At 73.3% G+C, this 25,058-nt stretch carries 15 protein-coding genes and 1 pseudogene; 4 read left to right on the top strand and 12 right to left on the bottom strand.

The features are described 5' to 3' along the window. Positions 1-6: 6 nt before the first annotated feature. The 6 genes from AB4K12_RS17405 to AB4K12_RS17380 form a co-directional block, all read right to left on the bottom strand. Positions 7-2,748 (bottom strand): M4 family metallopeptidase, encoded by a 2,742-nt coding sequence (locus AB4K12_RS17405; RefSeq protein ID WP_368435043.1) that lies wholly within the window; start codon positions 2,746-2,748, stop codon positions 7-9. Positions 2,749-2,961: 213 nt separating this feature from the next. Further along, complete coding sequence (locus AB4K12_RS17400; protein ID WP_368435042.1) at positions 2,962-3,558, bottom strand: Uma2 family endonuclease; 597 nt, start codon at positions 3,556-3,558, stop codon at positions 2,962-2,964. A gap of 153 nt (positions 3,559-3,711) precedes the next feature. Continuing rightward, positions 3,712-7,497 (bottom strand): multifunctional oxoglutarate decarboxylase/oxoglutarate dehydrogenase thiamine pyrophosphate-binding subunit/dihydrolipoyllysine-residue succinyltransferase subunit, encoded by a 3,786-nt coding sequence (locus AB4K12_RS17395; protein ID WP_368435041.1) that lies wholly within the window; start codon positions 7,495-7,497, stop codon positions 3,712-3,714. Positions 7,498-7,738: 241 nt separating this feature from the next. Next, positions 7,739-8,839, bottom strand: a complete 1,101-nt coding sequence (locus AB4K12_RS17390; protein WP_368435040.1) for an ATP-binding protein — start codon at positions 8,837-8,839, stop codon at positions 7,739-7,741. Then, on the bottom strand, positions 8,836-9,573 hold the full coding sequence (locus AB4K12_RS17385; protein ID WP_086568410.1) for a response regulator transcription factor: 738 nt from the start codon (positions 9,571-9,573) through the stop codon (positions 8,836-8,838). The genes AB4K12_RS17390 and AB4K12_RS17385 overlap by 4 nt, the downstream gene beginning before the upstream one ends. Positions 9,574-9,662: 89 nt before the next feature. Further along, complete coding sequence (locus AB4K12_RS17380; protein WP_368435039.1) at positions 9,663-10,397, bottom strand: spermidine synthase; 735 nt, start codon at positions 10,395-10,397, stop codon at positions 9,663-9,665. Between the two features lie 113 nt (positions 10,398-10,510). Here AB4K12_RS17380 and AB4K12_RS17375 point away from each other — a divergent pair. Beyond that, positions 10,511-11,239, top strand: a pseudogene (locus tag AB4K12_RS17375) (rhomboid-like protein); the annotation flags it as partial. A 39-nt stretch (positions 11,240-11,278) separates the two neighbouring features. On the opposite strand, the gene AB4K12_RS17370 reads toward AB4K12_RS17375, so the two are convergent. Both AB4K12_RS17370 and AB4K12_RS17365 read right to left on the bottom strand, forming a co-directional pair. Continuing rightward, a complete protein-coding gene (locus tag AB4K12_RS17370; RefSeq protein WP_368435275.1) occupies positions 11,279-11,836 on the bottom strand; it encodes a maleylpyruvate isomerase N-terminal domain-containing protein in 558 nt (185 codons plus the stop codon). Between the two features lie 56 nt (positions 11,837-11,892). Beyond that, the gene (locus AB4K12_RS17365) at positions 11,893-12,762 is read right to left on the bottom strand and encodes an NAD(P)-dependent oxidoreductase (RefSeq protein ID WP_368435038.1); all 870 of its coding nucleotides are present in this window, start codon (positions 12,760-12,762) and stop codon (positions 11,893-11,895) included. Between the two features lie 108 nt (positions 12,763-12,870). Between AB4K12_RS17365 and AB4K12_RS17360 the strand changes: the two genes are divergently transcribed. The 3 genes from AB4K12_RS17360 to AB4K12_RS17350 all read left to right on the top strand — a co-directional run bounded on the left by AB4K12_RS17360 (position 12,871) and on the right by AB4K12_RS17350 (position 17,042). Then, entirely contained in the window at positions 12,871-13,863 is a 993-nt protein-coding gene (locus AB4K12_RS17360; protein WP_368435037.1) for a GlxA family transcriptional regulator, read from the top strand. Positions 13,864-13,956: 93 nt separating this feature from the next. Further along, positions 13,957-16,365 carry an endopeptidase La gene (gene lon / locus AB4K12_RS17355; protein ID WP_368435036.1) on the top strand — a complete coding sequence of 803 codons (2,409 nt, stop codon included), beginning with the start codon at positions 13,957-13,959 and terminating at the stop codon, positions 16,363-16,365. Between the two features lie 89 nt (positions 16,366-16,454). Then, positions 16,455-17,042: a Uma2 family endonuclease gene (locus tag AB4K12_RS17350; RefSeq protein WP_368435035.1), complete on the top strand. Its 588-nt coding sequence runs from the start codon at positions 16,455-16,457 to the stop codon at positions 17,040-17,042. A gap of 98 nt (positions 17,043-17,140) precedes the next feature. On the opposite strand, the gene fxsT is transcribed toward AB4K12_RS17350, so the two are convergent. The 4 genes from fxsT to AB4K12_RS17330 all read right to left on the bottom strand — a co-directional run bounded on the left by fxsT (position 17,141) and on the right by AB4K12_RS17330 (position 25,054). Continuing rightward, a complete protein-coding gene (fxsT, locus tag AB4K12_RS17345; RefSeq protein WP_368435034.1) occupies positions 17,141-20,131 on the bottom strand; it encodes an FxSxx-COOH system tetratricopeptide repeat protein in 2,991 nt (996 codons plus the stop codon). A 61-nt stretch (positions 20,132-20,192) separates the two neighbouring features. After that, positions 20,193-21,506 (bottom strand): HEXXH motif-containing putative peptide modification protein, encoded by a 1,314-nt coding sequence (locus AB4K12_RS17340; protein ID WP_368435033.1) that lies wholly within the window; start codon positions 21,504-21,506, stop codon positions 20,193-20,195. Between the two features lie 103 nt (positions 21,507-21,609). Continuing rightward, positions 21,610-21,828 carry a hypothetical protein gene (locus AB4K12_RS17335; RefSeq protein WP_368435032.1) on the bottom strand — a complete coding sequence of 73 codons (219 nt, stop codon included), beginning with the start codon at positions 21,826-21,828 and terminating at the stop codon, positions 21,610-21,612. A gap of 100 nt (positions 21,829-21,928) precedes the next feature. Then, the gene (locus tag AB4K12_RS17330; RefSeq protein ID WP_368435031.1) at positions 21,929-25,054 is read right to left on the bottom strand and encodes an SAV_2336 N-terminal domain-related protein; all 3,126 of its coding nucleotides are present in this window, start codon (positions 25,052-25,054) and stop codon (positions 21,929-21,931) included. Between the last annotated feature and the right edge of the window lie 4 nt (positions 25,055-25,058).

Raw genomic sequence — 25,058 nt, 5'->3', positions numbered from 1 at the left:
ACGAATTCAGCCGCAGTTGCCCGCCGGGCGGCCGCGGGTCACCAGGTCGGTGTAGCCGGTGGTGCCGTCGATCCACACCACCTGCCTGCCGCCCGCCGCCGCCGCGCCGCTCTGCTCGCCGCGGTTGCAGGAGACGCGGCCCGAGCGCGTGCCGTCCGCCGAGAACTGCCACAGCTTGGAGAGCGTCTCGTTGCGGTACTGCGTGTCCGGGGTGGCCGCGGTGACTGTCACCGCCTCGTCCGAGGCGGTCAGGGTGACGGCGTGGAGGGCGTCGGCGCCCTGCTCCTTGCTGACGTCCACCGTGCCCGTACCGTCGAGGTTCGCCCGCCGGACGCCCCGCTGGCCCTGGTCGTCGACCTCGTCGACCAGCCAGAAGACGTGCTTGCCGGTGATGCCGGTCTGCCCCACGGAGTGCCTGCCGGGGGCCTGGATGACCGTGGTCTTCCCGGTGGCGGTGTCGAGGACCTCGACGGAGTACGTGTATCCCCTGGTGGGGCGCACCTGGTACGTGCGCTGGGCGTAGGCGATCCGCCCGCCGCTGATCGACTGCAGCGACGTCGCGTCCCGGGTGCTGCGGTGGCCCACCGGGGTCGGCTCCGCGTCACCGGGGCGCAGGTACATCACCTGCAGGCCGACGGACGCGCGCGGGGACTCCGCCCACACCACGACCTTGCCCTCGACCTTCAGCCCGCGCATCCCCCGCCGGTTGGACCACAGCTTCTTGACCGGGCCGCCCGCCAGCGGCCGCGACAACAGCTCCACGTTCCCCGGCCCGTAGGCCTCCCACACCACCGTCTTGCCGTCGGTGGCCGGGTTGACGTGGTAGCGGCCGTCGTTGGGGCTGATCAGCTTCTGGGCGCCGCCGCCGGCCACCTTGCCGGCCCACACGGAGTACGCCTCGCCGCCGCTGTCGTCGGACTTGGACGCCACCCACCAGCCGCCGCCGGCGCCGGGCGCCGAGTTGGAGGTGTTGAGCCGGCCCAGCAGCTGGTCGGAGTCCACGCCCATGGCCTGCTCCCAGTTGGGGACGATGCCGTGGGCGTTGAACGCGCGGGTGACCGCGTTCCGGTCCTTGGCCGGGACCTTGAGGGCCTTGGCGGCGGCGATGACGGCGTTGCGGCCCTCGGTGAAGCCGTCGAGCGGCGTCATGTACTCGGTGAGCGCCTTGTAGACGATCCGGTCGGCCAGCGCCCGGTCGACGTCCTTGCGGATGTCCCACAGCGCGCCCGAGAAGATCGTGGAGTTGAGGTGCACTCCGCCGTTGTCGGTCGCGAAGCTCACGCCGAGGAAGGACTTGGAGGTCGTCCGGCCGTCGTTGAGGTCGCGGATGGCGCATTCGCGCGGGGACTTGGTACGGCACAGCCGCTCGCCGAGCAGCCCGGAGTCGGGGCTGTCCATGGAGGTGCCGTACGCGTCCGTCTTGATGGCGTTGCCGAAGTAGTCGGCGACCGCCTCGTTCAGGGCGCCGGACTGGCCGGCGTAGACGAGGTTCGCGGTGTTCTCCACGACGCCGTGCGTCATCTCGTGACCGACCACGTCGAGGCCGGCGGAGAGGGTGCGGTACTCCTTGTCGCCCGATCCGTAGACCATCTTGGTCCCGTCCCAGAAGGCGTTGACGTACGGCATGCCGTAGTAGGTGACGCCGACGAGGGAGTTGATGGTCATGCCCCGGCCGTCGAGGCTGTCACGGCCGTGCGCCTGCTTGTAGTAGTCGTAGACCTTGCCAGCCGCCCAGTGCGCGTCGACCGCGCCCGCCTCGGTGAACTCCTGGGCGAACTGCGGGCTCTTCGAGCCGAACTCCTTGATGCCATCGGGCCAGCGGCCGGACGTCTCGCTCACGTCCTTGCCGCGCGCGTCCCAGGTCGACAGGACGTTCTTGCTGCTGTCGCGCATGCGGGAGTGGTCCCGCATGAGGTACTCCTTGCTCCCGTCGTCCTGCGTGAGCTGCAGCTCGACCGTGGTGCCGTCGTACGTGACCCCCGAGCCCCTGACCCCCGGGGCATCGGCGGCCGCCTTGGCGCGCGGGGCCCGCACCGCGCCACCGCTCGCGGCGGCCGGGGCTCCGAATGTCTTGATGCCGCTGTACTGCAGCACCGGGTAGCCGGCCTTGGCGTCGACGTACACCTCGCGCAGCACCGGCTGCCCGCCGGCCCGGTCCGTGCCGCGCACCGTGACGTGGTGGGCCAGCACGCCCGCGCCCTTGGGCACGATGACGAGCCCGCGCGCGGTGCCGGTCAGCGACGGCGCCCCCTCGTCGCCCTCGCCGCCTTCGCCGCCGTCCGCGCCGAAGCCGCCGTCCCGGCTCAGCTGGGCGAGCGTCGCGTCGACCGCCCGCTCGACGGCGGTCTCCTCGCTCACGTCGGCCTTGGTGTCGGCCTTGAGGGCGGTGAAGTACTTGCCGGAGGTGCCGGTGACGACGCGCTTGCCGTCCTTCTTCTCCATCCGGACCACGTACTGCCCGCCCAGGACGTCGATCCCCCGGTGCTTCTGCTGCAGACGCACCGTCTCGGAGGAGCCGGCGCTCGTGGTCCGTAACGGCTTCAGGTCGCGGCCCGGATCGGCGATGCGGTAACGGTCCCGCTTGTCGGCGAGGTGCCCGCGCGCCGCGTCGGCCGCGCTGCCGGCGGCCGTCACCCCTTCCCGGATCCCGTCCACCAGCGCCGGCGTGGCGGTGCCCGTCCCCGGCACCACCTCGGCCGGACCGGGCGACGGCGAGGCCGCGAGGGCCTGGCCGGGCACGACGGTCACGACAAGGGCGGCAGCGCCGACCAGCGCTGCCGCCCCTGTCCGTCTTCTCGAACGTGCTCTGTTTCTCCGCAAGTTGCCCCCTCCGTACGTACCGGCCGACGCCGGAACGAACCATGACAGGGGAACATGCAACCGGGGTGACGGAGGCGGTTCAATGTGTGCGAGGGAACTGCAAGGGCGGCTTCCGGCCGGGTGCCGTGCCGCGCCGGGGTCTCACTCCCGCGAGAACTCGTCCGTGGTGACCGTCAGGCCCACGAGCGTGTCGGTGAGGTCGATCGGGTCGCCGAACTTGATGGCCGGGGACAGCCTGTACGAGCCGTCCTTGGGGTCCGTGTACAGGTGGCACGTGCCCTCGTACGGATCCACGATGAGGTAGACGGCGACGCCCGCCGCCGCGTAGGCGTCCTTCTTCGGCCCGTAGTCGTTCTTCGCGGTGTCCTTGGAGATCACCTCGGCGATGAACTCGACGTCCTGGTACTGCCAGCGCCCCTTGGCATCCTTGGACGCGCTCTCCTTGAGCAGCGCCACGTCGGACGCGAATCCGTTCAGGTGGCCGGGAAAGTCGATACGGACATCGCTCTTCACGCGCGTACGCGGATACTTCGTCCGCAGTTGCTCAACGATGTTCAGGATGATGTCCCAGTGATTGTCCCGTTGTGGCGACATGTAGATGGCCCCCTCGACGATCTCCACCTTGTAGCCCTCGGGGACGGGCATCCGCTCCAGCCAGTCGAACAGCATGTCCAGGCTGAGCTCGTCGCTCTCGGCCATCTCGGTCAGCTCGATCCTGTCGGTCAGCTCGATGGTCACCGTGCGCTCCTCCCCGCTGCCGCATGTCGCGTGCAGCCGCGCGGTACAACGATACGCACGGTCACCCCGTCACGCCCGTGACCCGGAACGCCACCGGCCCCCACCGCCGAAGCGGTGGGGGCCGGTGATGTCGTGCTACCGGATCATCCGAGGTCAGGCGTCGTAGACCTCGGCGACCAGGGCCTGCTGCTCGGCCTGGTGGCGCTTGGCGGAGCCGACGGCCGGGGAGGAGGAGTGCGGCCGGGAGATCCGGCGCAGTCGCTCACGGGCCGGGACGTCGGCGCCGACCGCCAGGTCCAGGTGGTCGATCAGGTTGAGCGCGATGAACGGCCACGCACCCTGGTTCGCCGGCTCCTCCTGCGCCCAGATGTACTTCTCGGCGTTGGGGAACTTGGCGATCTCGGCCTGGAGCTCCGCACCCGGCAGCGGGTAGAGGCGCTCGAGGCGGATGATGGCCGTGTCGGTCGCGCCGCGCTTGTCGCGCTCGGCGATGAGGTCGTAGTAGACCTTGCCGGCGCAGAAGACGACCTTGCGGACGTCCTCGGCCTTGACCTGGTCGTCACCGATCACCGGGCGGAAGCCGCCGGTGGTGAACTCCTCCACCTTCGACGCCGCGGCCTTCAGACGCAGCATCGACTTCGGGGTGAAGACGATCAGCGGCTTGTGGTGCGGGTTGTGGACCTGCCAGCGCAGCAGGTGGAAGTAGTTCGACGGCAGCGTCGGCATGGCGACCGTCATGTTGTTCTGCGCGCACAGCTGGAGGAAGCGCTCGACGCGGGCCGAGGAGTGGTCCGGGCCCTGGCCCTCGTAGCCGTGCGGCAGCAGCAGGGTGACGCCGGAGGTCTGGCCCCACTTCTGCTCGGAGGAGGAGATGAACTCGTCGACGATGCTCTGGGCGCCGTTGACGAAGTCACCGAACTGGGCCTCCCACATCACCAGCGCCTCGGGGCGGGCGAGCGAGTAGCCGTACTCGAAGCCCATCGCCGCGTACTCGCTGAGCAGCGAGTCGTAGACGTTGAAGCGGGCCTGGTCCTCGGAGAGGTAGAGCAGCGGGGTGAAGTCCTCGCCGGTCTCGCGGTCGACGAGCACCGCGTGGCGCTGGCCGAAGGTGCCGCGGCGGGAGTCCTGGCCGGCGAGCCGGACCGGGGTGCCCTCCATCAGCAGCGAGCCGAAGGCGAGGGTCTCGCCCGTGCCCCAGTCGATCGTGCCGTCCTCGACGCTGGAGGCGCGGCGCTGGAGCTGCGGCAGCAGACGCGGGTGGACGGTGACGCCCTCCGGCAGGTTGACCTGGGACTCGGAGATCCGCTTGACGACCTCCTGGGAGATCGCGGTGTCCACCGCGACCGGGAAGCCGTCCAGCGGGGCCGGGGCGGCGGCCGGGGCCGGAGCCGTGTCGGCCTCGCGGACCTCGATGAAGACCTTCTCGAGCTGGCCCTGGTAGTCCTGCAGCGCCTGCTCGGCCTCTTCGAGGGTGATGTCGCCACGACCGATGAGGGACTCGGTGTACAGCTTGCGCACCGAGCGCTTCTTGTCGATCAGGTCGTACATCAGCGGCTGGGTGAAGCCCGGGTTGTCGGACTCGTTGTGGCCGCGGCGGCGGTAGCAGATCAGGTCGATGACGACGTCCTTGTTGAACGCCTGGCGGAACTCGAAGGCGAGCCGCGCGACGCGGACCACGGCCTCCGGGTCGTCACCGTTCACATGGAAGATCGGCGCCTCGATCATCCGGGCGACGTCGGTGCAGTACATCGACGAGCGCGAGGACTCCGGCGGCGCGGTGAAGCCGACCTGGTTGTTGATGACGATGTGCACGGTGCCGCCGGTGCGGTAGCCGCGCAGCTGCGACATGTTCAGGGTCTCGGCCACGACGCCCTGGCCCGCGAAGGCCGCGTCGCCGTGCAGCTGGATCGGCAGGACGGTGAAGTCCGTGCCGGCCTTGCCGATGATGTCCTGCTTGGCGCGGGCGATGCCCTCGACGACCGGGTCGACCGTCTCCAGGTGGGAGGGGTTGGCGGCCAGCGAGACGTTGATCTGCTCGCCGTCCAGGCCGGTGAAGACGCCCTCGGCACCCAGGTGGTACTTCACGTCGCCGGAGCCGTGCATCGACTTCGGGTCGAGGTTGCCCTCGAACTCGCGGAAGATCTGCGCGTAGGACTTGCCGACGATGTTGGCGAGGACGTTGAGGCGGCCACGGTGGGCCATGCCGATGACGGCCTCGTCCAGGCGGGCCTCGGCGGCCGCGTCCAGAACGGCGTCCAGCAGCGGGATGACGGACTCGCCACCCTCCAGGGAGAACCGCTTCTGGCCGACGTACTTCGTCTGCAGGAACGTCTCGAACGCCTCGGCGGCGTTCAGGCGGCGCAGGATGCGCAGCTGCTCCTCGCGCTCCGGCTTGGAGTGCGGGCGCTCGACGCGGTCCTGGATCCACTTGCGCTGCTTGGGGTCCTGGATGTGCATGAACTCGATGCCGGTGGTGCGGCAGTACGAGTCGCGGAGCACGCCCAGGATGTCGCGCAGCTTCATCATCGACTTGCTGGCGAAGCCGCCGACCGCGAACTCGCGCTCAAGGTCCCACAGGGTGAGGCCGTGCTCGGTGATGTCGAGGTCGGGGTGCTTGCGCTGCTTGTACTCCAGCGGGTCGGTGTCGGCCATGACGTGGCCGCGGACCCGGTAGGAGTGGATCAGCTCGAAGACGCGGGCGGCCTTCGTGACGTCGTCGTCGTGCGAGGCGTCGATGTCCTTGAGCCAGCGGACCGGCTCGTAGGGGATGCGCAGCGCCTCGAAGATCTCGTCGTAGAAGCCGTTCTCGCCCAGCAGCAGCTGGTTCATGACCCGCAGGAACTCGCCGGAGGCGGCGCCCTGGATCACGCGGTGGTCGTACGTCGAGGTCAGGGTCATGACCTTGGAGATGCCCAGCTTGTTCAGGGCGTCCTGCGAGGTGCCCTGGAACTCGGCCGGGTAGTCCATGGCGCCCACGCCGATGATCAGGCCCTGGCCGGGCATCAGGCGCGGCACGGAGTGCACGGTGCCGATGCCGCCGGGGTTGGTGAGCGACGCGGTGACTCCGGTGAAGTCGTCCATCGTCAGCTTGCCGACCCGGGCGCGGCGGACGATGTCCTCGTACGCCTGCCAGAACTCGAAGAAGTTGAGCGTCTCGGCCTTCTTGATGGCCGCGACCACGAGCTGGCGGTCGCCGTTGGGCTTGACCAGGTCGATCGCCAGACCGAGGTTGACGTGCTCGGGCTTGACGAGGGTGGGCTTGCCGTCCTTCTCCGTGAAGGAGTAGTTCATCGACGGCATCAGCTTCAGCGCCTGCACCATGGCGAAGCCGATGAGGTGCGTGAAGGAGACCTTGCCACCGCGGGCACGCTGCAGGTGGTTGTTGATGACGATGCGGTTGTCGAACAGCAGCTTCACCGGGACCGCGCGGACGGACGTGGCCGTCGGCAGCTCCAGGGAGAGGTTCATGTTCTTGGCGACCGCGGCGGACGGACCGCGCAGGGTGACGAACTCCGGGCCGGCGGCCGGCTCGGTGGCCGGCTTCGCGGCCGCGGCCGGCTTGGCGACCGCGGGCTTCGCCACGGGGGCGGGCTTCGCGGGCGCGGCGGCCGGAGCCGCGGCGGCAGGGGCCGGAGCGGCCGGAGCCGCGGGGGCCTGGGCAGCGGGGGCCGGCTGGGCCGGGGCGACAGGGGCCGGCGCCGGCGCGGCCGGCGTCACCGGGGCCCCGGCGTCCGTCGGCGGCGCAGCCGCCGTCTGGCCCGGCTTGTAGTCGGCGAAGAAGTCCCACCAGGCTCGGTCGACCGAGTTCGGGTCCTGGAGGTACTGCTGGTAGATCTCGTCGACGAGCCACTCATTGGGACCGAAAACGTCGGCAGGACTCTTGGCCTGCCCCGTTTGGTCGGTCGAGATGCTCGAGGTGTTGGGGGACTGTGGCGACACGGCGGCAACCGCCCTCTTCCGCTTCCTAAGGTGGTGGACAGCGGGAATAAAGGCTACGCCTGTCGGGACCTTAGATGCAGGCCACCCGGGCCAGTCGTCGCCTAAGTCACACTCGGACCCGGGTTTCAGGGCATGACATGGCGGGAAAACCCGGTGGTTCCACTCGTCCCGGGACTTCCTGGGTTCGCCTGGGCCTGCCCCACGCCCGGTTCGGACGTGTGCTCCCACCACCGACCCTACGTCAAGACTGTTCCCGAGGTCCGCCCGGAAGAGTGACCCGGATGCGGCAGCCACGCGGTGACTCGGCCACTCCTATGTTCCCGCCGTGCAGGTCGACGGCCCAGCGCGCGATCGCCAGACCCAGGCCCGTACCGCCGTCGCTGCCCGGCCCCGGGGTGCCGGAGGTGCCCCGGTTGAAGCGCTGGAAGACCCGGTGCCGCTCGGACTCGGGGATGCCGGGGCCCTCGTCCAGCACCTCCAGGGCCAGCGATTCCGCCCCCTCCCCGCGCCGGGCACGCACGGTGACGCGGCCGTGCGGGGGACTGTGCTTGACCGCGTTGTCCACCAGATTGGCCACCACCTGATGCAGCCGTTCGGCGTCCGCGTGCGCCGTCAGCTCCGGCGGCGAGACGTCCAGGTGCAGGTGCACGTCCTTGCGGGCACGGGGCGAGGAGCCGCTGACGCAGGCCATGCTCGCCTCCTTCAGCACGCCCGCCAGGTACGGCCAGACCTCGAAGCGCCGGGCCCGCAGCGGCACCACGCCGTTGTCCAGCCGGGACAGGTCCAGCAGCTGCTCCACCAGCCGGCCCAGCCGTTCGGTCTGCCGCAGCGCCGTGCGCATCGTCTCGGGGTCGGCGGCCGAGACGCCGTCCACCACGTTCTCCAGGACGGCCCGCAGGCCCGCGATGGGCGTGCGCAGCTCGTGCGAGACGTTGGCGACCAGCTCCTTGCGGTGGGTGTCCACCGCCTCCAGGTCGGCCGCCATGCGGTTGAAGGCGGCGGCCAGGTCCCCGAACTCGTCCCGTCGGCCGGCTCCCGCCCGGCGGGTGTAGTCACCCTGCGCCATGGCCCGGGTGACCTCGGTCATCTCGTCCAGCGGCGCGGTCAGGCGGTGCGCCACGAACTGGGTGATCAGCAGCGAGGCGATGATCGAGAAGATGGTGATCACCCGGAGCTCGGTCGCCGAGCGGATCGCGACGAACACCAGGAACGTCGTGATCACCACCGAGCCGATGACCAGCGCGCCCAGCGCCGCCTTCACCGACCGGTACGGGTCCAGGGGGCGCAGCGCCTCCCAGACCCGGCCCCACGCCCTTGCCGCCGGCCCGCTCTCGCGCGTCATGCGGCCGGGGTCTCCAGCGCGTAGCCCACCCCATGGACCGTACGGATCCGCTCCGCCCCGATCTTCCGGCGCAGCGCCTTGATGTGGCTGTCCACCGTCCGGGTGCCGGAGGCGTCGGCCCAGTCCCACACCTCGGCCAGCAGCTGCTCGCGGGAGAGCACCGCGCGCGGCGTGTTGGCCAGGCACACCAGCAGGTCGAACTCGGTCGGCGTCAGATGGACGTCCGCGCCGCGCACCCGGACCCGGCGCTGGGCGTGGTCGATCTCCAGCTCGCCCAGCCGCAGGATGCCGCTGCGCGGTGTGTGCGCGGCCAGCGTCGCGCGTTCCACGCGGCGCAGCAGCACATGCACCCGGGCCGCCAGCTCGCGCATCGAGAACGGCTTGGTCATGTAGTCGTCGGCGCCGACGCCGAGACCGACGAGCATGTCGGTCTCGTCGTCGCGCGCGGTGAGCATCAGGACGGGGACGGGCCGCTGGGCCTGGACTCTGCGGCACACCTCCAGCCCGTCGAAACCGGGCAGCATGACGTCCAGGACCAGCAGGTCCGGCTGCCACGCCTCGGCGGTGTCCACCGCCGCGGGCCCGTCGCCCGCCGTACGTACCTGAAATCCCTCGGCCCGCAGCCGGGCCGCGATGGCGTCGGTGATTGTCCTGTCGTCCTCGACGATCAGTACCCGGCGCTGTGCCCCGGCGGAGGCTGCGGCGCCGCTCGGGCCGATGTGTGTCTGCTCCATGCGCCCCGCCCCTAGCGTCTTCCCGTAGCGTTCTCGCTGGCAGTCCTGCAGTTGTGGAAGGCAGGTTACGGGCACCCGGCGCGGCTCGGCTACGCGGCGCCGATGCCGAGGTGGACCACGTCGGGGACGCCCCGGGCAACGGTGATCTCTCTGGTGGTTACCCCGGCGAATCCGGCATTCCGGAGGGCTTGTTCGAATGCCGGGGAGGGCTGCGCGGACCATACGGCGAGCACGCCGCCGGGGGTCAGCCGGGCCCGGCAGGCGGCGAGACCGGCGGGTGAGTAGAGGCCGCCGTTGTCCTCGGTGACGGTCCAGTCGGGGCCGTTGTCGATGTCGAGGCAGAGGGCGTCGTAGCCGGTGCCCTCGGCACGAACGGGGTCTTCGCCGCCGTCCGCGGCCGCGCCGCGCAGGTGGGCGAGGAGGTCGTCGTGGACGATCCGGGTGCGCGGGTCGGCCAGCGCCGGGGCGGAGATCGCGGACAGCGGGCCCGTGCGGTGCCAGTCGATGACCGCCTCCTCGCGTTCGACGACCGTGATCCGCCCCCAGCGCGGCTCGGCGGCCGCCCGGGCCAGGGAGAAACCGACGCCGAGGCCGCCGATCAGCACGGACGGGGACGGGCGGCCGACGGGCAGCGCGGCGAGGGCCGCGTCGACCAGCAGGCGCTCGGAGCGGCCGTCGGCGGTGTCCATCAGGAAGCAGCCGTTGGCGATGATCTCGTAGTGCGTCCCCCTGCGCCGCAGCACGACCTCGCCGTGGGGGCCCTCGCGTCGTTCGATCGTGACGGGCGTCTCGTCGGCGGTGCGCCGGATGTCCGGGACGGTCATTCTCATGCCTCCTCAGGTCGACGGGCTGCGCCGACGCAACCGCGCGTCAAGAGGTTGACAAGGGTGACCGGAGTCACGGCCAGAGGTTGATTCGGCGGAGCCTGTGCACCTTAATGTTCTTGAATGGGCGGGCGGGCGATTTTTTCCGCGGCCCCGGAGTGGTGCGCGGAAAGGGGCATGACCGAGTGACCGCGGTTGACGCCGACGCGAACTCCGGCGTGAACTCCAGCGCGACGCCCTCGCGTCGCCGCCGCGCGCTGAGGCGCATCGGCCGGCTGCTGCCCACTCCCACGGGAACGCCGTTCACCTTCTTCTATGGCCTGATCCTGCTGGCTCTCGCCATCTACGCCGACGTCGGCGACGAGGCCACCGTCAATCAGCTGCTGCGCGACTCCAGCACGGACGCGGCCCACCTGGCCGACCAGCCGCTGATCGTCCTCCTGGCCAGCGCCCTGTGGGTGGCCGGCGGCCTCCTCTCCGCGTACGGGCCCGCCTTCGCCCTCGTCGGGACCGCGCTGGAGCGTCGCGTGGGCGCGGCCCGGACGGCCGGGGTGTTCCTGGCGGGGCACGTGCTGGCCACGCTGGCCACCGAGCTCCCCGTGGCGGGCGCGGTCGCGGCCGGCCGGCTGCCCGAGGCCTCGCTGCACCGCCTGGACTACGGCATCAGCTTCGGCCTGATGGCCTGCGTCGGAGCCCTCTCGGGGCTGCTTCCGGGCCGCTGGAGGTGGACGCTGCTGGGCGTTGCCGGGGCGATCTGCGCCCGGGACCTGATCGAGCTCGTCGACCCGCTCGCCAGCTGGGGCCACCCCATCGCGCTGCTGACGGGGATCGCCTGCGTGCCGCTCGTCCGCGAGGGCGCCCGGCAGGCCGGTTCGCGGGCGTCAGCGGACGCTGCCGTCCCACTGCCATTCCTGCCGCCGTGGCTGCCCCGGCAGTATGTCCCGCCCCGTGCACCACAGGAGGGTGCGGCCGGCGGGGTGGCCGGCCGGGGCGTCGGGGAAGAGCCGGCGCAGGGCGGGCGCGCAGAGCCCGTCGGGCGGGGTCCAGCCCAGCCCCAGTCCGCGCGCGATGTCGTGGGTGTGGACGACGGTCTCCACCACGCCCATGGCGGCGAAGCCGGGTCCGTCGGAGTGGCCCCACGGATGCCACGCCCGGTCCCCGGGCCCCGCACCGCGGACGGCGGCGGCGAGGAGCGCCGCCGCGATGCGGATGCCCTCCAGGCGCGCTGAGAGCGGGGCCACCGGGTCCAGCGAGGCGAACAGCGCGATGTAGCGGTCGGTGGGCCGGGCCGTCAGCAGTCCCGCGTAGCCGACGAGGCCGAGCGCCAGGTGGTCGAGGGCCTCGTGAGCGGACCAGTCCAGGTCCCCGGCGGGACGCGACCAGTCCCCGTCGGCGCCCGCCTCCAGCGCGCCCGTGCACTCCTCGGATGCCGCGACCACGAGCGCTGCCCACGAGGCCGTGGTGAGCACGGCGTCCCCCGCCTGTGCCGGGGCGCTCACGCGCGGCCCCCGTCCCGTACGACCTCGATCAGACGTGCGTAGCTGTCGCCGCCGTGCCCCGCCGCGACGGCCCTGGCGGTGAACGCCTTGAGCAGCTCCGGCAGCTCGACGTCCAGGCCGCGGGCCTCGCTGGCGTGGATCAGGTGGTCCATCGACGCCAGGTGGATGTCGAGGGTGGCGTCGTCGCCCGGGTAGCGGCCCGCGTCGATCTGGGGCGCGTAGGTGCTCATGAACCCCGCGAGGGCCGTGAACGAGCGGATCGCCACCTGGGTGAAGTCCGCCGCGCTCACCTTCTCGGAGCCGGTCAGCGCGGCGCCGTGCAGCCAGCCGCTGAGCGTCGACCACATCAGGCCGAGCAGCGCCGTGTCGTAGAGCGAGGCCAGCGCCGGGTCGGCGCCGAGGTCCACCGGATCGGCCAGGTTCGCCAGCGTCCGCCGGTGCGCGGCGAACGCCGTCGGCGAGCCGCTGCACAGCAGCATGAACTCCGTGCTCCCGATGCCCGGCGGGGTCGTCATGATCGCCCCGTCGAGGTAGTCGGCGCCGTGCTCCGCCGCCCACGCGGCGCTCTCGCGGGCCTGTTCGGGTGAGCCGGAGGTGAGGTTGACGAGCGTGCGGCCGGCCAGGTCGCCGGCGACCGGGGCGAGGACGGCATGCGCGTCCTCGTAGGTCGTCACGCAGACCACGACGAGCTCGCTCGCCGCGACGGCGGCGCCGGGTGACTCCGCGCGGACGGCACCGCGCGCCACCAGGGCGTCGGCCTTGGCGGCCGAACGGTTCCAGACGGTGGTGGTGTGGCCGGCGGCCAGGAACGCGCCGGCCAGGGCGGAGCCCATCCGGCCCAGGCCGAGAACGGTGACAGCAGTCATGGTTTTCTCCCCTTGTGGATCAAGTAGGACCACGCTCGCACCGCCCGTCGGCCGTCGACAGTGGCAGAACTGACGGGCGTCGAAAAATTCCTGCCATAGGCTTCGGGCATGAGCGCAGGAACCGTCGCCGTGGTCGTGATCGATGACGACGTCCCCTTCTGGGACCTGTACGAACTGGGGGTGGTCTGCACGGTCTTCGGCATCCCGCACCACGACCTGGCCGACCCCTGGTACGACCTGCGGCTGTGCTCGGCGGGGGGCTCCGGTGACAGCGGGGCCGGGGCACAGGCCGGGGCGGGCGGCTTCGCGCTGCGTACGTCCCACGGGCTGGAGGGCCTGGCGGGCGCGGACACGGTGATCGTCCCCTCGGTCCCGGAGGCCTGCGTCGACGGCGACCGGGAGCTGCCCCCGGACCTCCTGACCGCGCTGCGCCGCGCCGCCGACGACGGGGCCCGCATGGTGTCCCTGTGCGCCGGCTCCTTCGCGCTCGCCGCGGCCGGGATCCTCGACGGCCGCCGCGCCACCACCCACTGGATGCACTCCGAACAGCTCGTGCGGCGCCATCCCGGCGTCGCCGTCGACGACTCCGTCCTCTACGTCGACGACGGCGACGTCCTCACCAGCGCCGGGGTCACCGCCGGGCTCGACCTGTGCCTGCACCTGGTCCGCCGCGACCTCGGCGCGTACGTCGCCAACCAGCTGGCCCGCCGCCTCGTCGTGCCCGCGCACCGGCCCGGAGGCCAGGCGCAGTTCGTCGACCTGTCCGTACCCGCCACCGACGACGAAGGCCTGGCGCCCGTGCTGGAGTGGGCCACCGCGCACCTGGACCGGCCGCTGACCGTCGACGACCTGGCCCGCCGCGCCGGGACGAGCCCGCGGACGCTCCACCGGAGACTGCAGGCGGCCACGGGCGCGACGCCGCTGCAGTGGCTGCTCACCCAGCGCCTCGTGCGGGCCCAGTCGCTGCTGGAGTCGACGGCGCTGTCGGTGGAGCGGATCAGCGAGCTGAGCGGGCTGGGGACGGGGGCGAACCTGCGCCGGCACTTCGCGCTGCACTTCGGGGTGACGCCGACGGACTACCGGCGGGCCTTCCCGGCTTGATCGCTCAGAGCGAACGGGCGGAGGGCGGGGAACATCCCGGCGGCGGCAAGCATTGAGTCCACATAACTCAACTTGCCTGCCGAAGGGGAGATCATGGCTTCGACGTCCACACCGCTCACCCTGCCCGTGCTGCCGCTCGACGACGAGGTCGTGCTGCCCGGCATGGTCGTCCCGCTGGACCTCTCGGACCCCGAGGCCCGGGCGTCCGTCGAGGCGGCCCAGGCCGCGGCCACCCCGGGCGACAAGCCCAGGGTCCTGCTCGTGCCGCGCGTGGACGGCACGTACGCCGGAGTCGGCACGCTCGGCACCGTGGAGCAGGTCGGGCGCCTCTCCGACGGCGACCCCGGCGCCCTGATCCGCGGCGTGCGCCGCGTCCGCATCGGCGCCGGCACCACCGGCCCGGGCGCCGCGCTGTGGGTCGAGGGCGTCGCGATGGAGGAGATCACCCCAGCCCCTCTGCCCGGTGCGGTGACGGAGCTGGTCAAGGAGTACAAGGCCCTCGCCACCAGCTGGCTGCGCAAGCGCGGAGCCTGGCAGGTCGTGGACCGCGTCCAGCAGATCGACGACGTCGGCCAGCTCGCCGACAACGCCGGCTACTCCCCCTTCCTCACCGTCGCCCAGCGCGTCGAACTGCTGGAGACCGCCGACCCGGTGGCCCGGCTCCGGCTCGCCGTGAAGTGGCTCGGCGACCACCTCGCCGAGCAGGACGTCGCCGAGTCGATCGCCAAGGACGTCCAGGAGGGCGTCGACAAGCAGCAGCGCGAATTCCTGCTCCGCCGCCAGCTGGAGGCCGTCCGCAAGGAGCTCTCCGAGCTCAACGGCGACCCGGAGAACGAGTCCGAGGACTACCGCGCCCGCGTCGAGGCCGCCGACCTGCCGCCGGCGGTCCGCGAGGCCGCGCTGAAGGAGGTCGGCAAGCTCGAGCGCGCCTCCGACCAGAGCCCCGAGAGCGGCTGGATCCGCACCTGGCTCGACACGGTCCTGGAGATGCCGTGGAACGAGCGCACCGAGGACGCCTACGACATCCCCGGCGCCAAGGCCGTGCTCGACCGCGAGCACGCGGGCCTGGAGGACGTTAAGGAACGGATCACCGAATACCTGGCGGTGCGCAAGCGGCGCGCCGACCGGGGGCTGGGCGTGGTCGGCGGGCGGCGCGGGGGCGCGGTGCTCGCGCTCGTCGGCCCGCCCGGTGTCGGCAAGACCTCGCTGGGCGAGAGCGTGGCCCACGCCATGGGCCGGAAGTTCGTGCGCGTCGCGCTCGGCGGCGTCCGCGACGAGGCGGAGATCCGCGGCCACCGGCGTACGTACGTGGGCGCGCTGCCCGGCCGCATCGTCCGGGCGGTCAAGGAGGCCGGCTCGATGAACCCGGTCGTCCTGCTCGACGAGATCGACAAGGTCGGCTCCGACTTCCGGGGCGACCCGGCCGCCGCCCTGCTCGAGGTCCTCGACCCGGCCCAGAACCACACCTTCCGCGACCACTACCTGGAGGTCGAGCTCGACCTGTCCGACGTGGTCTTCCTGGCCACCGCCAACGTCCTCGAGGCCATCCCCGAGGCACTGCTCGACCGCATGGAACTGGTCCGCCTCGACGGCTACACCGAGGACGAGAAGGTCGTCATCGCCCGCGACCACCTGCTGCCCCGGCAGCTGGAGCGGGCGGGCATGGAGCCGGGCGAGGTCGTGCTGGAGGACGAGGCCCTGCGCAGTCTGGCCGGCGAGTACACCCGCGAGGCGGGCGTACGGAACCTGGAGCGCGCGGTGGCCCGGCTGCTGCGCAAGGTAGCGGCCCGGCACGAGCTGGGCGAGCAGGAGCTGCCCTTCACCATCGGCGCCGACCGGCTGCGCCCGCTGATCGGGCGGCCGCACCACACGCCCGAGTCGGCCCAGGACCCGGCCGAGCGGCGCACGTCCGTCCCCGGCGTGGTCACGGGCCTGGCGGTGACGGGCGCGGGCGGCGACGTCCTCTTCGTCGAGGCCTCCCTGGCCGACCCGGAGACCGGCGGCGCGGGCCTGACCCTGACCGGCCAGCTGGGTGACGTGATGAAGGAGTCCGCCCAGATCGCGCTCTCCTTCCTCCGCTCGCACGGCGCCGAGCTCGAACTGCCGGTCGGCGACTTCAAGGAGCGCGGCGTCCACCTGCACGTACCGGCGGGCGCGGTGCCCAAGGACGGCCCCAGCGCCGGCATCACCATGACGACGGCCCTGGCCTCCCTGCTCTCCGGCCGCCAGGTCCGCCCCGACGTGGCCATGACGGGCGAGGTCTCGCTGACCGGCCGCGTCCTGCCCATCGGCGGCGTGAAGCAGAAGCTGCTCGCCGCGCACCGGGCGGGCATCACCACGGTGATCATCCCCAAGCGCAACGAGCCCGACCTCGACGACGTCCCCGCCGAGATCCTGGCCAAGCTCGACGTCCACCCGGTCTCGGACGTCCGCCAGGTCCTGGACCTGGCCCTGACCCCGGCGACGGCCACCCCCGCCGAGCCGGAGGTGGCGGCGGCATGACGGATGAGCCGCGGACGTGACGCGGGCACCGTGCCTATCGTTGTACTGCGCGGCTGCTGAAACCAGCGGCAGCGGGGAGGAGCGCCACAGTGACCATCACACTGACCGACAGGACCGAGATGGCCGACAGCGGCGAGCAGAGCTTCGACGACATGTTCGAGCTTCTCTACGAGATCGTCCCCGAGGGGTACAAGGGCGAGATCGTCGAGGGGGCAATCGTCATGTCGCCACAGAGGCGCACGCACTCAGCCATCATCAAGAGCGTGCTGCTCCAACTGGCCTCCCACTTCGGGCCGGACAGCCCGATCGAGATGGACGTACGCCTCGATCTGCCCGGCTACAGAAATGGTTTCGCTCCCGATCTGTACAAGGTCTCCGACGGAGCAGAACCTGACGCGAAGGGGAATTGGCGCTACCAGGACGTCGAGTTCATTCTCGAAGTGATCTCCCGCGAGACCCGCGCCAACGACTACGGCAAGAAGGCCGCCGCCTACGCCGTCGGCGAGATCCCCGTGTACTTGATCGCGGACCCTTACACGGGGCAGTGCCACGTGCACACCATGCCGAAGGACGGCGAGTACCGCACCAGCATGCGGCTGGACTTCGGTGAGCCGATCGACCTGACGGACACCGCCCTCGGCATCACTTTGACGACCGGCAAGTTCCCCCGGGACTGAGCACTGATATGTCACCGGCCCCCACCGCTTCGGCGGTGGGGGCCGGTGACATATCAGGCGACGGCGCCCCGGCGTCCGAAGGGAGCGACCGCGCAGGCTCACCCCATGTACGGCTCGAAGTCCCAGTAGGGCCGCATGCGCTGGCGGGCCGCCAGTGTGTGGGGGTGCTGGGCGCCGAGGGTGCGGGTGAGGCGTTGGAGGGCGCCTTCCTCGACCTTGCCGGCTTCCTCGTGTTCGCGCAGGGCGCGGAGGTCCATGGCGAGGGCGACCTCGCAGGAGAGGGTGAAGGGGTGGTCCTCGCCGAGCGCGTGGCGGGCGCGGCGGAGGGTGTCGCGGCTGAGTTCCTGGGCGCTGTCGAGGCGGCCGGTGAAGTTGCGGCCGGCGGCGGCGTTGAGGGCGCAGCCGAGGACCCAGGGGTGGTCGGGGCCGAGGGTGGCGGTGAGGCCGGCGAGGGCGGCCTCGAACATGGTGAGGGCTTCGGCGCGTTCGCCGGCGGCCTGGAGGACGAGGCCGGTGTTGGAGAGCATGCCGGTGCTGATGGGGTGGGCGGGGCCGAGGAGTTCGCGGAGGCCGTTCTCGCCTTCGGCGATGAGGTCGCGGGCCTGGCCGAGGTCGCCGTGTTCGCGGGCGTAGTTGCCGTAGTCGACGACGAGGCAGATGGTGGCGTAGTGGCGGCGGCCGTGGACCTGTTCGGTCTGGTCGAGCAGGCTGGCCATGACGCCGCCGACGTCCTGGAGGGCGCCGGCGCGGCGCTCGCACAGGACGAGGTTGTGCCGGGCGCGCAGGGTCTGGGGGTGCTGGGGGCCGAGGACCTGGACGTGCAGCCGCATGCCCAGCTCCTGGCGGGCGAGGGCGTCGCGGTAGCGGCCCATCAGGCGCAGGTCGCGGGCGCAGGCGATGCCGGAGACCAGGGTGGTGGCGTGACGGGCGCGCAGCAGGGACTCGCGTTTGCGCAGGGTCTCGAGGTCGACCTCGTAGGCCTCGGCGTAGCGGCCCAGGAGCCGTAGGCCGGCGCCGAGGTTGTGCTGGGCGAGGAGGGTCAGGTAGTCGTCGGGGCCGAGGAGTTCGAGGGCGGTCTCGAGGACCTCGCGCTGGGCCTGGAGGGCCTCGGAGAACTGGCCGAGGTAGCGCTGGTCGGCCGCCAGGCAGCTGGTGGCGGTCATCAGGTGGGTGGGGTCGGTGGCGGGGGCGGCGCGCAGCCTGTCCAGGAGCTCGCGGTCGAGTTCGTAGGCGGCGCGGAAGCCTCCGTAGGCGCGCAGGATGTTGCCCTGCTGGGTGGTGAGCTCGACCATGCGGGGGTGCTCCGGGGGGAAGAGCTCCGACCAGTGCTCGCGCACCTGGTCGGCGAGCTCGACGCCGGTGCGGAACTCCCCGCTGCGGAAGCAGTAGCGCAGCAGGTTGAGGATGGTCTCCTGGACGCGGTCGTCGCGGCTGCCGAGCGCGCCGGAGGGCTCGAGGTGGGGCAGCAGCTCGGCGTAGCGGGGCCACAGGCGGGAGTCCTGGGGGTTGCCGGGGTCGGCGGCGACGAGCATCCGGCGGACGACCTCGCGGTGCCGCCTGCGGTCCTCGGGGGAGGTGAGGCGGCCGACGATGTCGTGGACGATGCGGTGCATGTGCACCGACTCCTGCTCGGGGCCCGGCTCCTCGCCGGCGAGGGCGCTGCGGGTGTCGCGGGTGAAGACCGAGTAGTTGACGAGGGTGTCCAGGGCACGGGTCCAGCCGGCCAGGTCGGTGGCGAGCCAGCCGAGGCCTTCCGGCAGGTCGGCGGCCGCGAGGTGGCGGACCAGGCCGATGGGGATGCGGCCGGGGGCGAAGGAGGTGCACAGGGAGAGCAGCTCCACGGCGTGGGGCTGGGACTCGCGGAGCCGGTTGATCAGTATCGACCAGGAGGTGAGGGAGGAGCGGGGGACGCCGTCGAAGCCGCTCTGGTCGGTGAGTTCGGACAGCTCGCCGTCGCGCACCATGCGCAGGTAGTCGTTGACGTCCATGTCGGACTCGCCCAGCCATGCGGCGGCCTGGACGAGGGCGAGGGGGATGTCGCCGAGCTCGGCGGCGACCTCGTCGGCCTGGTCGGCGGTGATGCGGGGGGCGCGGCGCATCAGGTAGCCGGTGCTCTCGTGGCGGTCGAAGCCGGGCACCTCGACCAGGGTGGTGCGGCTGTCGTTCCAGCTGCGGTTGCGGGAGGTGATCAGTACGTGGCCGGGGCCCTCGGGCAGCAGGTCCTCGGCGCCGTCGATGTCGTCCCAGCCGTCGAAGACGATCAGCCAGCGGCCGTAGGGGTCGCCGCGGCGCAGCGCCTCCCCCACGGCGCGGATGCGCTCGCCGGGTTCGGATCCGCTGGCGAGGCCCAGCTCGGGGGCGAGCTCGCCGAGGCGTTCGCGCAGGGTGCCGCGGGTGTCGGAGTTCACCCACCAGACGACGTCGTAGTCGGAGCTGAAGCGGTGGGCGTATTCGGCGGCCATCTGGGTCTTGCCGATGCCGGACATGCCCAGGAGCGTGACGACGGCGGTGCCCTGCTCGGCGTCCATGAGGTGCTGCTGGAGGCTGTTGAGGAGGTCGTCGCGGCCGGTGAAGCGGACGTTGCGGCGGGGTACTTCGCCCCAGACGGCCGGGGGGTCGTTGGGGAACCGGGAGCCGGGCGTGGCGGGCAGGGGGCGGCGGCCGGAGGCCGGGGGGAGGCCGAGGCGGCTGAGGAGGCGGCGTTCGGCCTCCTGGGCGCCGACGCTCCACAGGTCCACCGGCTCCAGCACGGCGGTGGCGGGCAGCAGCGTGCGGTTGGTGAGGTTGACGGCGGCGAAGCGCTGGGCGTTGGCGGCGACGACGCCGCGCAGGGCCTCGCTCCACTCGCCCTCGCGGCGCGGCCCGAGCTGGAAGAACCAGTCGCTGAGGACGAGCAGTATCCGCCCGGAGGCCAGCAGCAGGTCGCCGAGGGCGGTCTCCAGGGGGACCTCCCGTCGGGGATCCCAGCGCTGCAGGGTGACCCGGTGGCCGTGGCTCTCCAGCCGGTGGCCGATCCAGGTGGCCCAGGGCCGGTGGTACCCGGCGAAGACGACGACGAAATGCTCGCTGCCCTGCCCTTGCGTGGCCATCCGCACGTCTCCCTCTGTTCCTTCGCACTGCGTCGGCCGAGGGGCCGGCACGGACGCAAGATTACCGTACGTCACCAGCTGGTGACGTACCGCCGATCGCCGCGGACGGGTCGCGGAGCCGCCCCAGGTCCGCGAGGTGCCGCTCCATGCCTTGGGTGAACTCCCGTCCGGCGGGAGTCAGTTCTCCCGATTCAAGCAGGATGGGCAGGGCCTGCGCGACCTGCCGGAGGTAGGAATCACGGCGCGCCCGGGCCTCGCGCCGGGCGGACGGCGTGCCGGTGCGGCCGGCGGCCGCGCGGGCCCAGAAGTCGGCCAGGGCCAGGTGCGCGTACGTGCCCTGGAGCACCCCGGCGAACGGCCGGGGGTCGGCGCGCCAGGCCACGCGGTGCACGGCCTCGGGCGCGGCGCGGTGCAGCGGCAGAAGGTCGTGGAGGACCGCGAGCTTGCCGTGCTGTGTCTCGTGGACGAGGACCTCGGCGAGGTCCTCGGCGGTGTCGGGGGCCGAGGTGAGGACGGCGCCGGGCGCCACCCGGTAGGTGGCGCTCACTCGGGTGACGGCGCGTCCGTACGGGCCGGAGCGGGCGAGCGGCACCAGGCAGCGCAGCAGCGCCGTCACCTCGGCCGCGCGCTCGGCGTCGGTGGCGCGCAGCAGGTCCAGCGCGGCGCGCCAGTGCCGGGCCCAGGGCTCGCCGCCGGTCTCGGAGCGGGGGGCGGGGGGCAGGGCCGCGCGGCTGACGCCCTCGGGCGGGGCCCGGTAGGGGTCGAGGTCGTCGACGAGGGCGTCGCTGCCGGGCAGGGCGCTCAGCGCGCGCCAGCCGGGGCCGACGCCGCAGACGCGGCCGGGGACGCGCAGCAGTACGGGTCCGGTGCGGCGGCCGGCGGCGGTCAGGCGGGCGGTGCGGCCGTGGGCGGTGAGCCGGACGGTGCCGGTGCCGGTCTCGGCGAGGCCGGCGCCGGGGAGGACGAGGACGCCGCCGGGGGTGGCCGTCTCCAGGGTGAAGGAGCCGCTCGCGCGCAGGGCGGCGGCCGCGACGACGGCGCCGAAGTGGCCGAGGGCGCCGGCCAGGGCGTCGCCGTCGGGGGCGGCGAGGGTGCGGGCCAGCCAGTGGCCGACGGAGGGGTAGTCCAGGGTGTCGCGCACCGGGCGCCGGTCGCGGGCCTCGGTGCGCTCGAGTAACCGCCAGTGCTCCTCGAAGCGTTCGCGGGCGGGGCGGGGCACCGCGCCGGGGTGGCGTTCGAGGCGGGTCAGCAGGGACTTGAACAGCACCAGCCGCAGGCTGTGGGCGCCGTCGCGCAGCGCGGCGTGGTCGCCGGGGGCGCACCGGGTCCGGGCCAGGCGGGCCAGGGCCCCGGGGGGCAGGCGTTCGACGGTCATACGGGCCACCTCATTCCGCCGCCCGGGGTTTGACGGTCATACGGGCCACCTCATTCCGCCGCCCCGGGGTTTGTTGTCCGGAAACCGGCTCGTCGCGGCGGGTTCAGCGCGCGGCGCCCGTCGCGCCCGCCTCGCTGCCGCCGGAGTACCAGGTCTCGGCCAGCTCCGCCGGGCGGGCGAGCGCGTGCTCCACGGCGACCGCCACGTCCCGGTCCGTCGTCTCGCGCAAGGCCCGCAGGCCCAGGCCGGTGAGGTCGGGCAGCGGCGGCACCCGCGGGGCGTCGTCCCGCGCGACCGTAGCGGCGTTCTCGTGCTCAGGCACCTTCTTCTCCTCCCTGCCGCCCTCCGCCGGGAGCGGCCCCCGCGGCTGCACGGTTCTTCCCGGGGCCCATGACGCAGAAACCCGCCCGGGCCACCTCCGGTCATGGGCCGCCGAGGCGTGCCACGCTCTCGCGGGTGGCCTGGACCTCGGGCCAGGGCACCTCGGCCAGCCGGCCGGTGAGGGCGAGCCATTCGCGCCGCGCGTCGCGGTAGGCGGCCAGTGCGGCCCCCGGCATGCCCATGCGTTCCAGGGCCACGCCGTGGCGGTGCAGGGCGCGGGCGGCGGTCACCGAGCCCGGCTCGCCGTCGGCGGACCGGCGTCGGGCCTCCTTGGCGGCGGTCTCGAAGGCGGTGGCCGCGTCGGCCACCGGCATGGTGGCGGAGTGTTCGGCGAGCGTCAGCCGGGCGGTGCCCAGCGCCAGCCAGGCCTCGGCGCGGGTGAGGCCGTCGGGGGCCTGGCGGACCGCCTGTTCCAGCAGGTGGCAGCTTTCGTAGAGGTCGGGCAGGAAGCCCTGCCGGCCGAACCGCAGCACCAGGGCGCGGCCCAGCATCAGCTGGGTCCGCGCGCGCAGCGGGGAGCGCCCGGGGCTGACCGCGAAGGCCTCCCGCAGCACCGCCTCGGCGCGGCCGACGATCTCCACGGGGCCGTCCTCGTCGGCCGTCTCGGCCCGGCCCAGCAGCGACTCGCCCCATTCGGCGAGGAGTTCGCACCGGCGGGGGCTGTGCCGTCCGGTGAGGGCGACGGCGGCGGCGTAGGCGTCGTCGGCCTCCGGCCAGGACCGGGTGTCCGCGTGGGCACGGGCCTGTTCGGTGCGGCAGCTCAACCGCTGGAGGTCGTCGACGGCCCGGCCGACGGCGCGTTCGAGGACGGCGAGCGTGTCGGCGGCGGGCGCCCCGGACAGCCGCAGGGCCCGGGCGAGGTCCAGCAGGGCGGCGCAGCGCCGGATGTCGGGGGCGTCGGCGGCCTCGAGCAGGGCGTGGCCCTCGTGGAGTTCGGATGCGGCCTCGGCGGCGCGTCCGGCCGTGTCGTGGCCGGCCCGGGCGAGGTCCAGCAGCACCCGGCCCAGGCGCAGGTGGCGTTCGGGGGTGCCGCCGGGCAGGGCGCGCAGGGTCCGTTCGGCGGCGAGGAGGCGTTCGTGGTCGCCGTCGGCCAGCCAGGTGGTGTGCTGGGTGGTGGCGAGCTCGAGGGCGGCCTCCGTGCGGTGTTCGCCCGCGGGGCCGGTGTGGTCGTGGGCCTCGGTGAGCAGGGCGACGGCCTCCGTCAGCATCGTGTGCCGCTGGATGGGGTCATGGCGTACGGACTCGGTGCCGGCCAGGGCGCGCAGGACCCGGCCGAGGACGAGCCGGGCCCGTACCCCCTCGGCGGCGGCGGGCTCGCGGGGGCCGGTGATGTCGTCAGGGTCGACTGGGGCGAGAGGGATGGCCGCGGCGGGGGCGGCGCGTTCGCGGGCCTCGTGGAGCAGGGTGGGGTCGGCCTGGACGTGCCACAGGCGCAGCAGTCGCTCGGCCTCCGCGACGGGCCCGCTGCCCACGGCGGAGGGCTGGTACCAGCGGACCACGCGGGCGGGCACCTCGGCGAAGAGCTCCGGTTCGGCCGGGGCGTCGGCGGGCGGGGGGCCGGCGGGGCGGGTGTCGTCGTCCGGGAGGGGGCGGCCGGAGAGCTGGGCGGCGGCGAGGGCGGAGAAGTTGCGGGCGCCCTTGCCGAAGTGGCGCTCGACGTAGTCGGAGCAGTGCTTGAGGACGAGGGCGGCGGCGCTGCGGTCGAGGGACTGCAGCAGCATCTCCCGCACACCGTCGGCGAATTCGTAGCGGTGCCCGGCGGCGGGGTCCGGGCCGGGCCCGGGCAGCCGCCACAGCAGCCCGCTGAGCAGCACCTCGGCCAGCTCCATGGGGCCGGTGTCGGGCAGCATCGCGCGCTGGACGACCTGCATGACCGGCAGCGTCAGCGGTACGGCGGCCAGGTGTACGGCCAGGCGCAGGGCGCCCGGGGAGGCGCCGGCGCGGAAGGTGCGCAGCAGTTCGCCGGCGTCGGGCGCGGCGGCCCGGCCGGGTCCGGGCGCCGGCACGTCGAGGGGCGGCTGGTCCGGCCGCAGCCAGGCGGCGGCGCCGCGCACGGTCTGCCGGCCGGGGCCGGACAGCAGCCGGGCCCAGGTGCCCAGGGCGTCGCGGGTGGGCGGCAGGACGGGGACGGGCAGGGCGGCGGCGGGGGGCGGGGGGCCGTAGCCGTCGGGCTCGAAGTGCGGCCTGCCGCCCGTGGCGGGGTCGCGGGTGAGCGTTCCGGGCTCGGCGGGCAGGGCGGTGCGCGGCCACAGGCGGGGCGGCAGGGGCTGGACGACGGCGAGCGGCGCGGTGCGGGCCCAGTCGTGGAGGAGGCGCTGGGCCCGTCCCTCCTGCCACAGCCGGCCCACGCAGTCGCTGACGACCAGGGTGAGGCTGCGCCCGGTGGGGTCGCGGAACTGCTGGGCGGCGCGCGGGTGCGGCCGGCCGGCGGCGCCGGGCTGGGCGGTGGTGCCGATCAGGGGGGCGCCGTCGGCGCCCCGGTGCAGATAGCGGACCTGGACGTCCCGGAAGACGCCGAGCTGGGCGCAGGTCTGGCGCAGTTCCTCCAGCATGCGCTCCCAGACGGCCATCGAGGCGGAGGCGTCCATCAGCAGCTGCATGGTGGCGGCCCGGTGTTCGCCCGGGCGGTAGACGGGCTCCAGGACGCCGGAGGAGGCGCCGGTCTCGGCGGTGGCGTCCTCGTCGAGCGGGCCCGGGGGGCGGGCGCCGGGGACGCGGTAGCCGCGCAGGGGCCGCAGGGCGCGCTGCAGACCGAGCAGGCCGGGCAGGGACGCGGCCATCGGGATGCGGATCGGGAAGGTCTCGCCCCGGGCCTCGCCAGGGTCGGTCCCCGGGCCCGCGCCGTGGGCGTAGAGGGACACCGGGCCGGACCGCCCCACCGGACGCTCCGTGCGGCCCGGGGCCGTACGGTCCTCCCGCCCGCCGGGCCCGCTCCGGGCGTCCGGCGGGGCGGTGCGGCCCGCCCCGCCGGGGCGGCCGGCAGGGCGGTCGGCGGTCAGGGGCGTCTCACCCGCCGGGCGCTCCCCGTCCGCCGCCGGGGCCGCGTCCGGGGTGACCCACTGGGCCAGCCACACGGCGTCCGCGAGCTCCCGCGCGGTGAGGTCCCACCGCGCGGACCGCAGCCGGGCGACCAACTGCCCCAGCCGATGGTCGGGGGGCGCCGTCATCTCT

The organism is Streptomyces sp. C36 (genome assembly GCF_040932295.1).
GTDB lineage: Bacteria > Actinomycetota > Actinomycetes > Streptomycetales > Streptomycetaceae > Streptomyces > Streptomyces triculaminicus.
The sequence above is the reverse complement of the archived record's forward strand: the minus strand, read 5'-3'. Positions and strand labels throughout refer to the sequence as shown.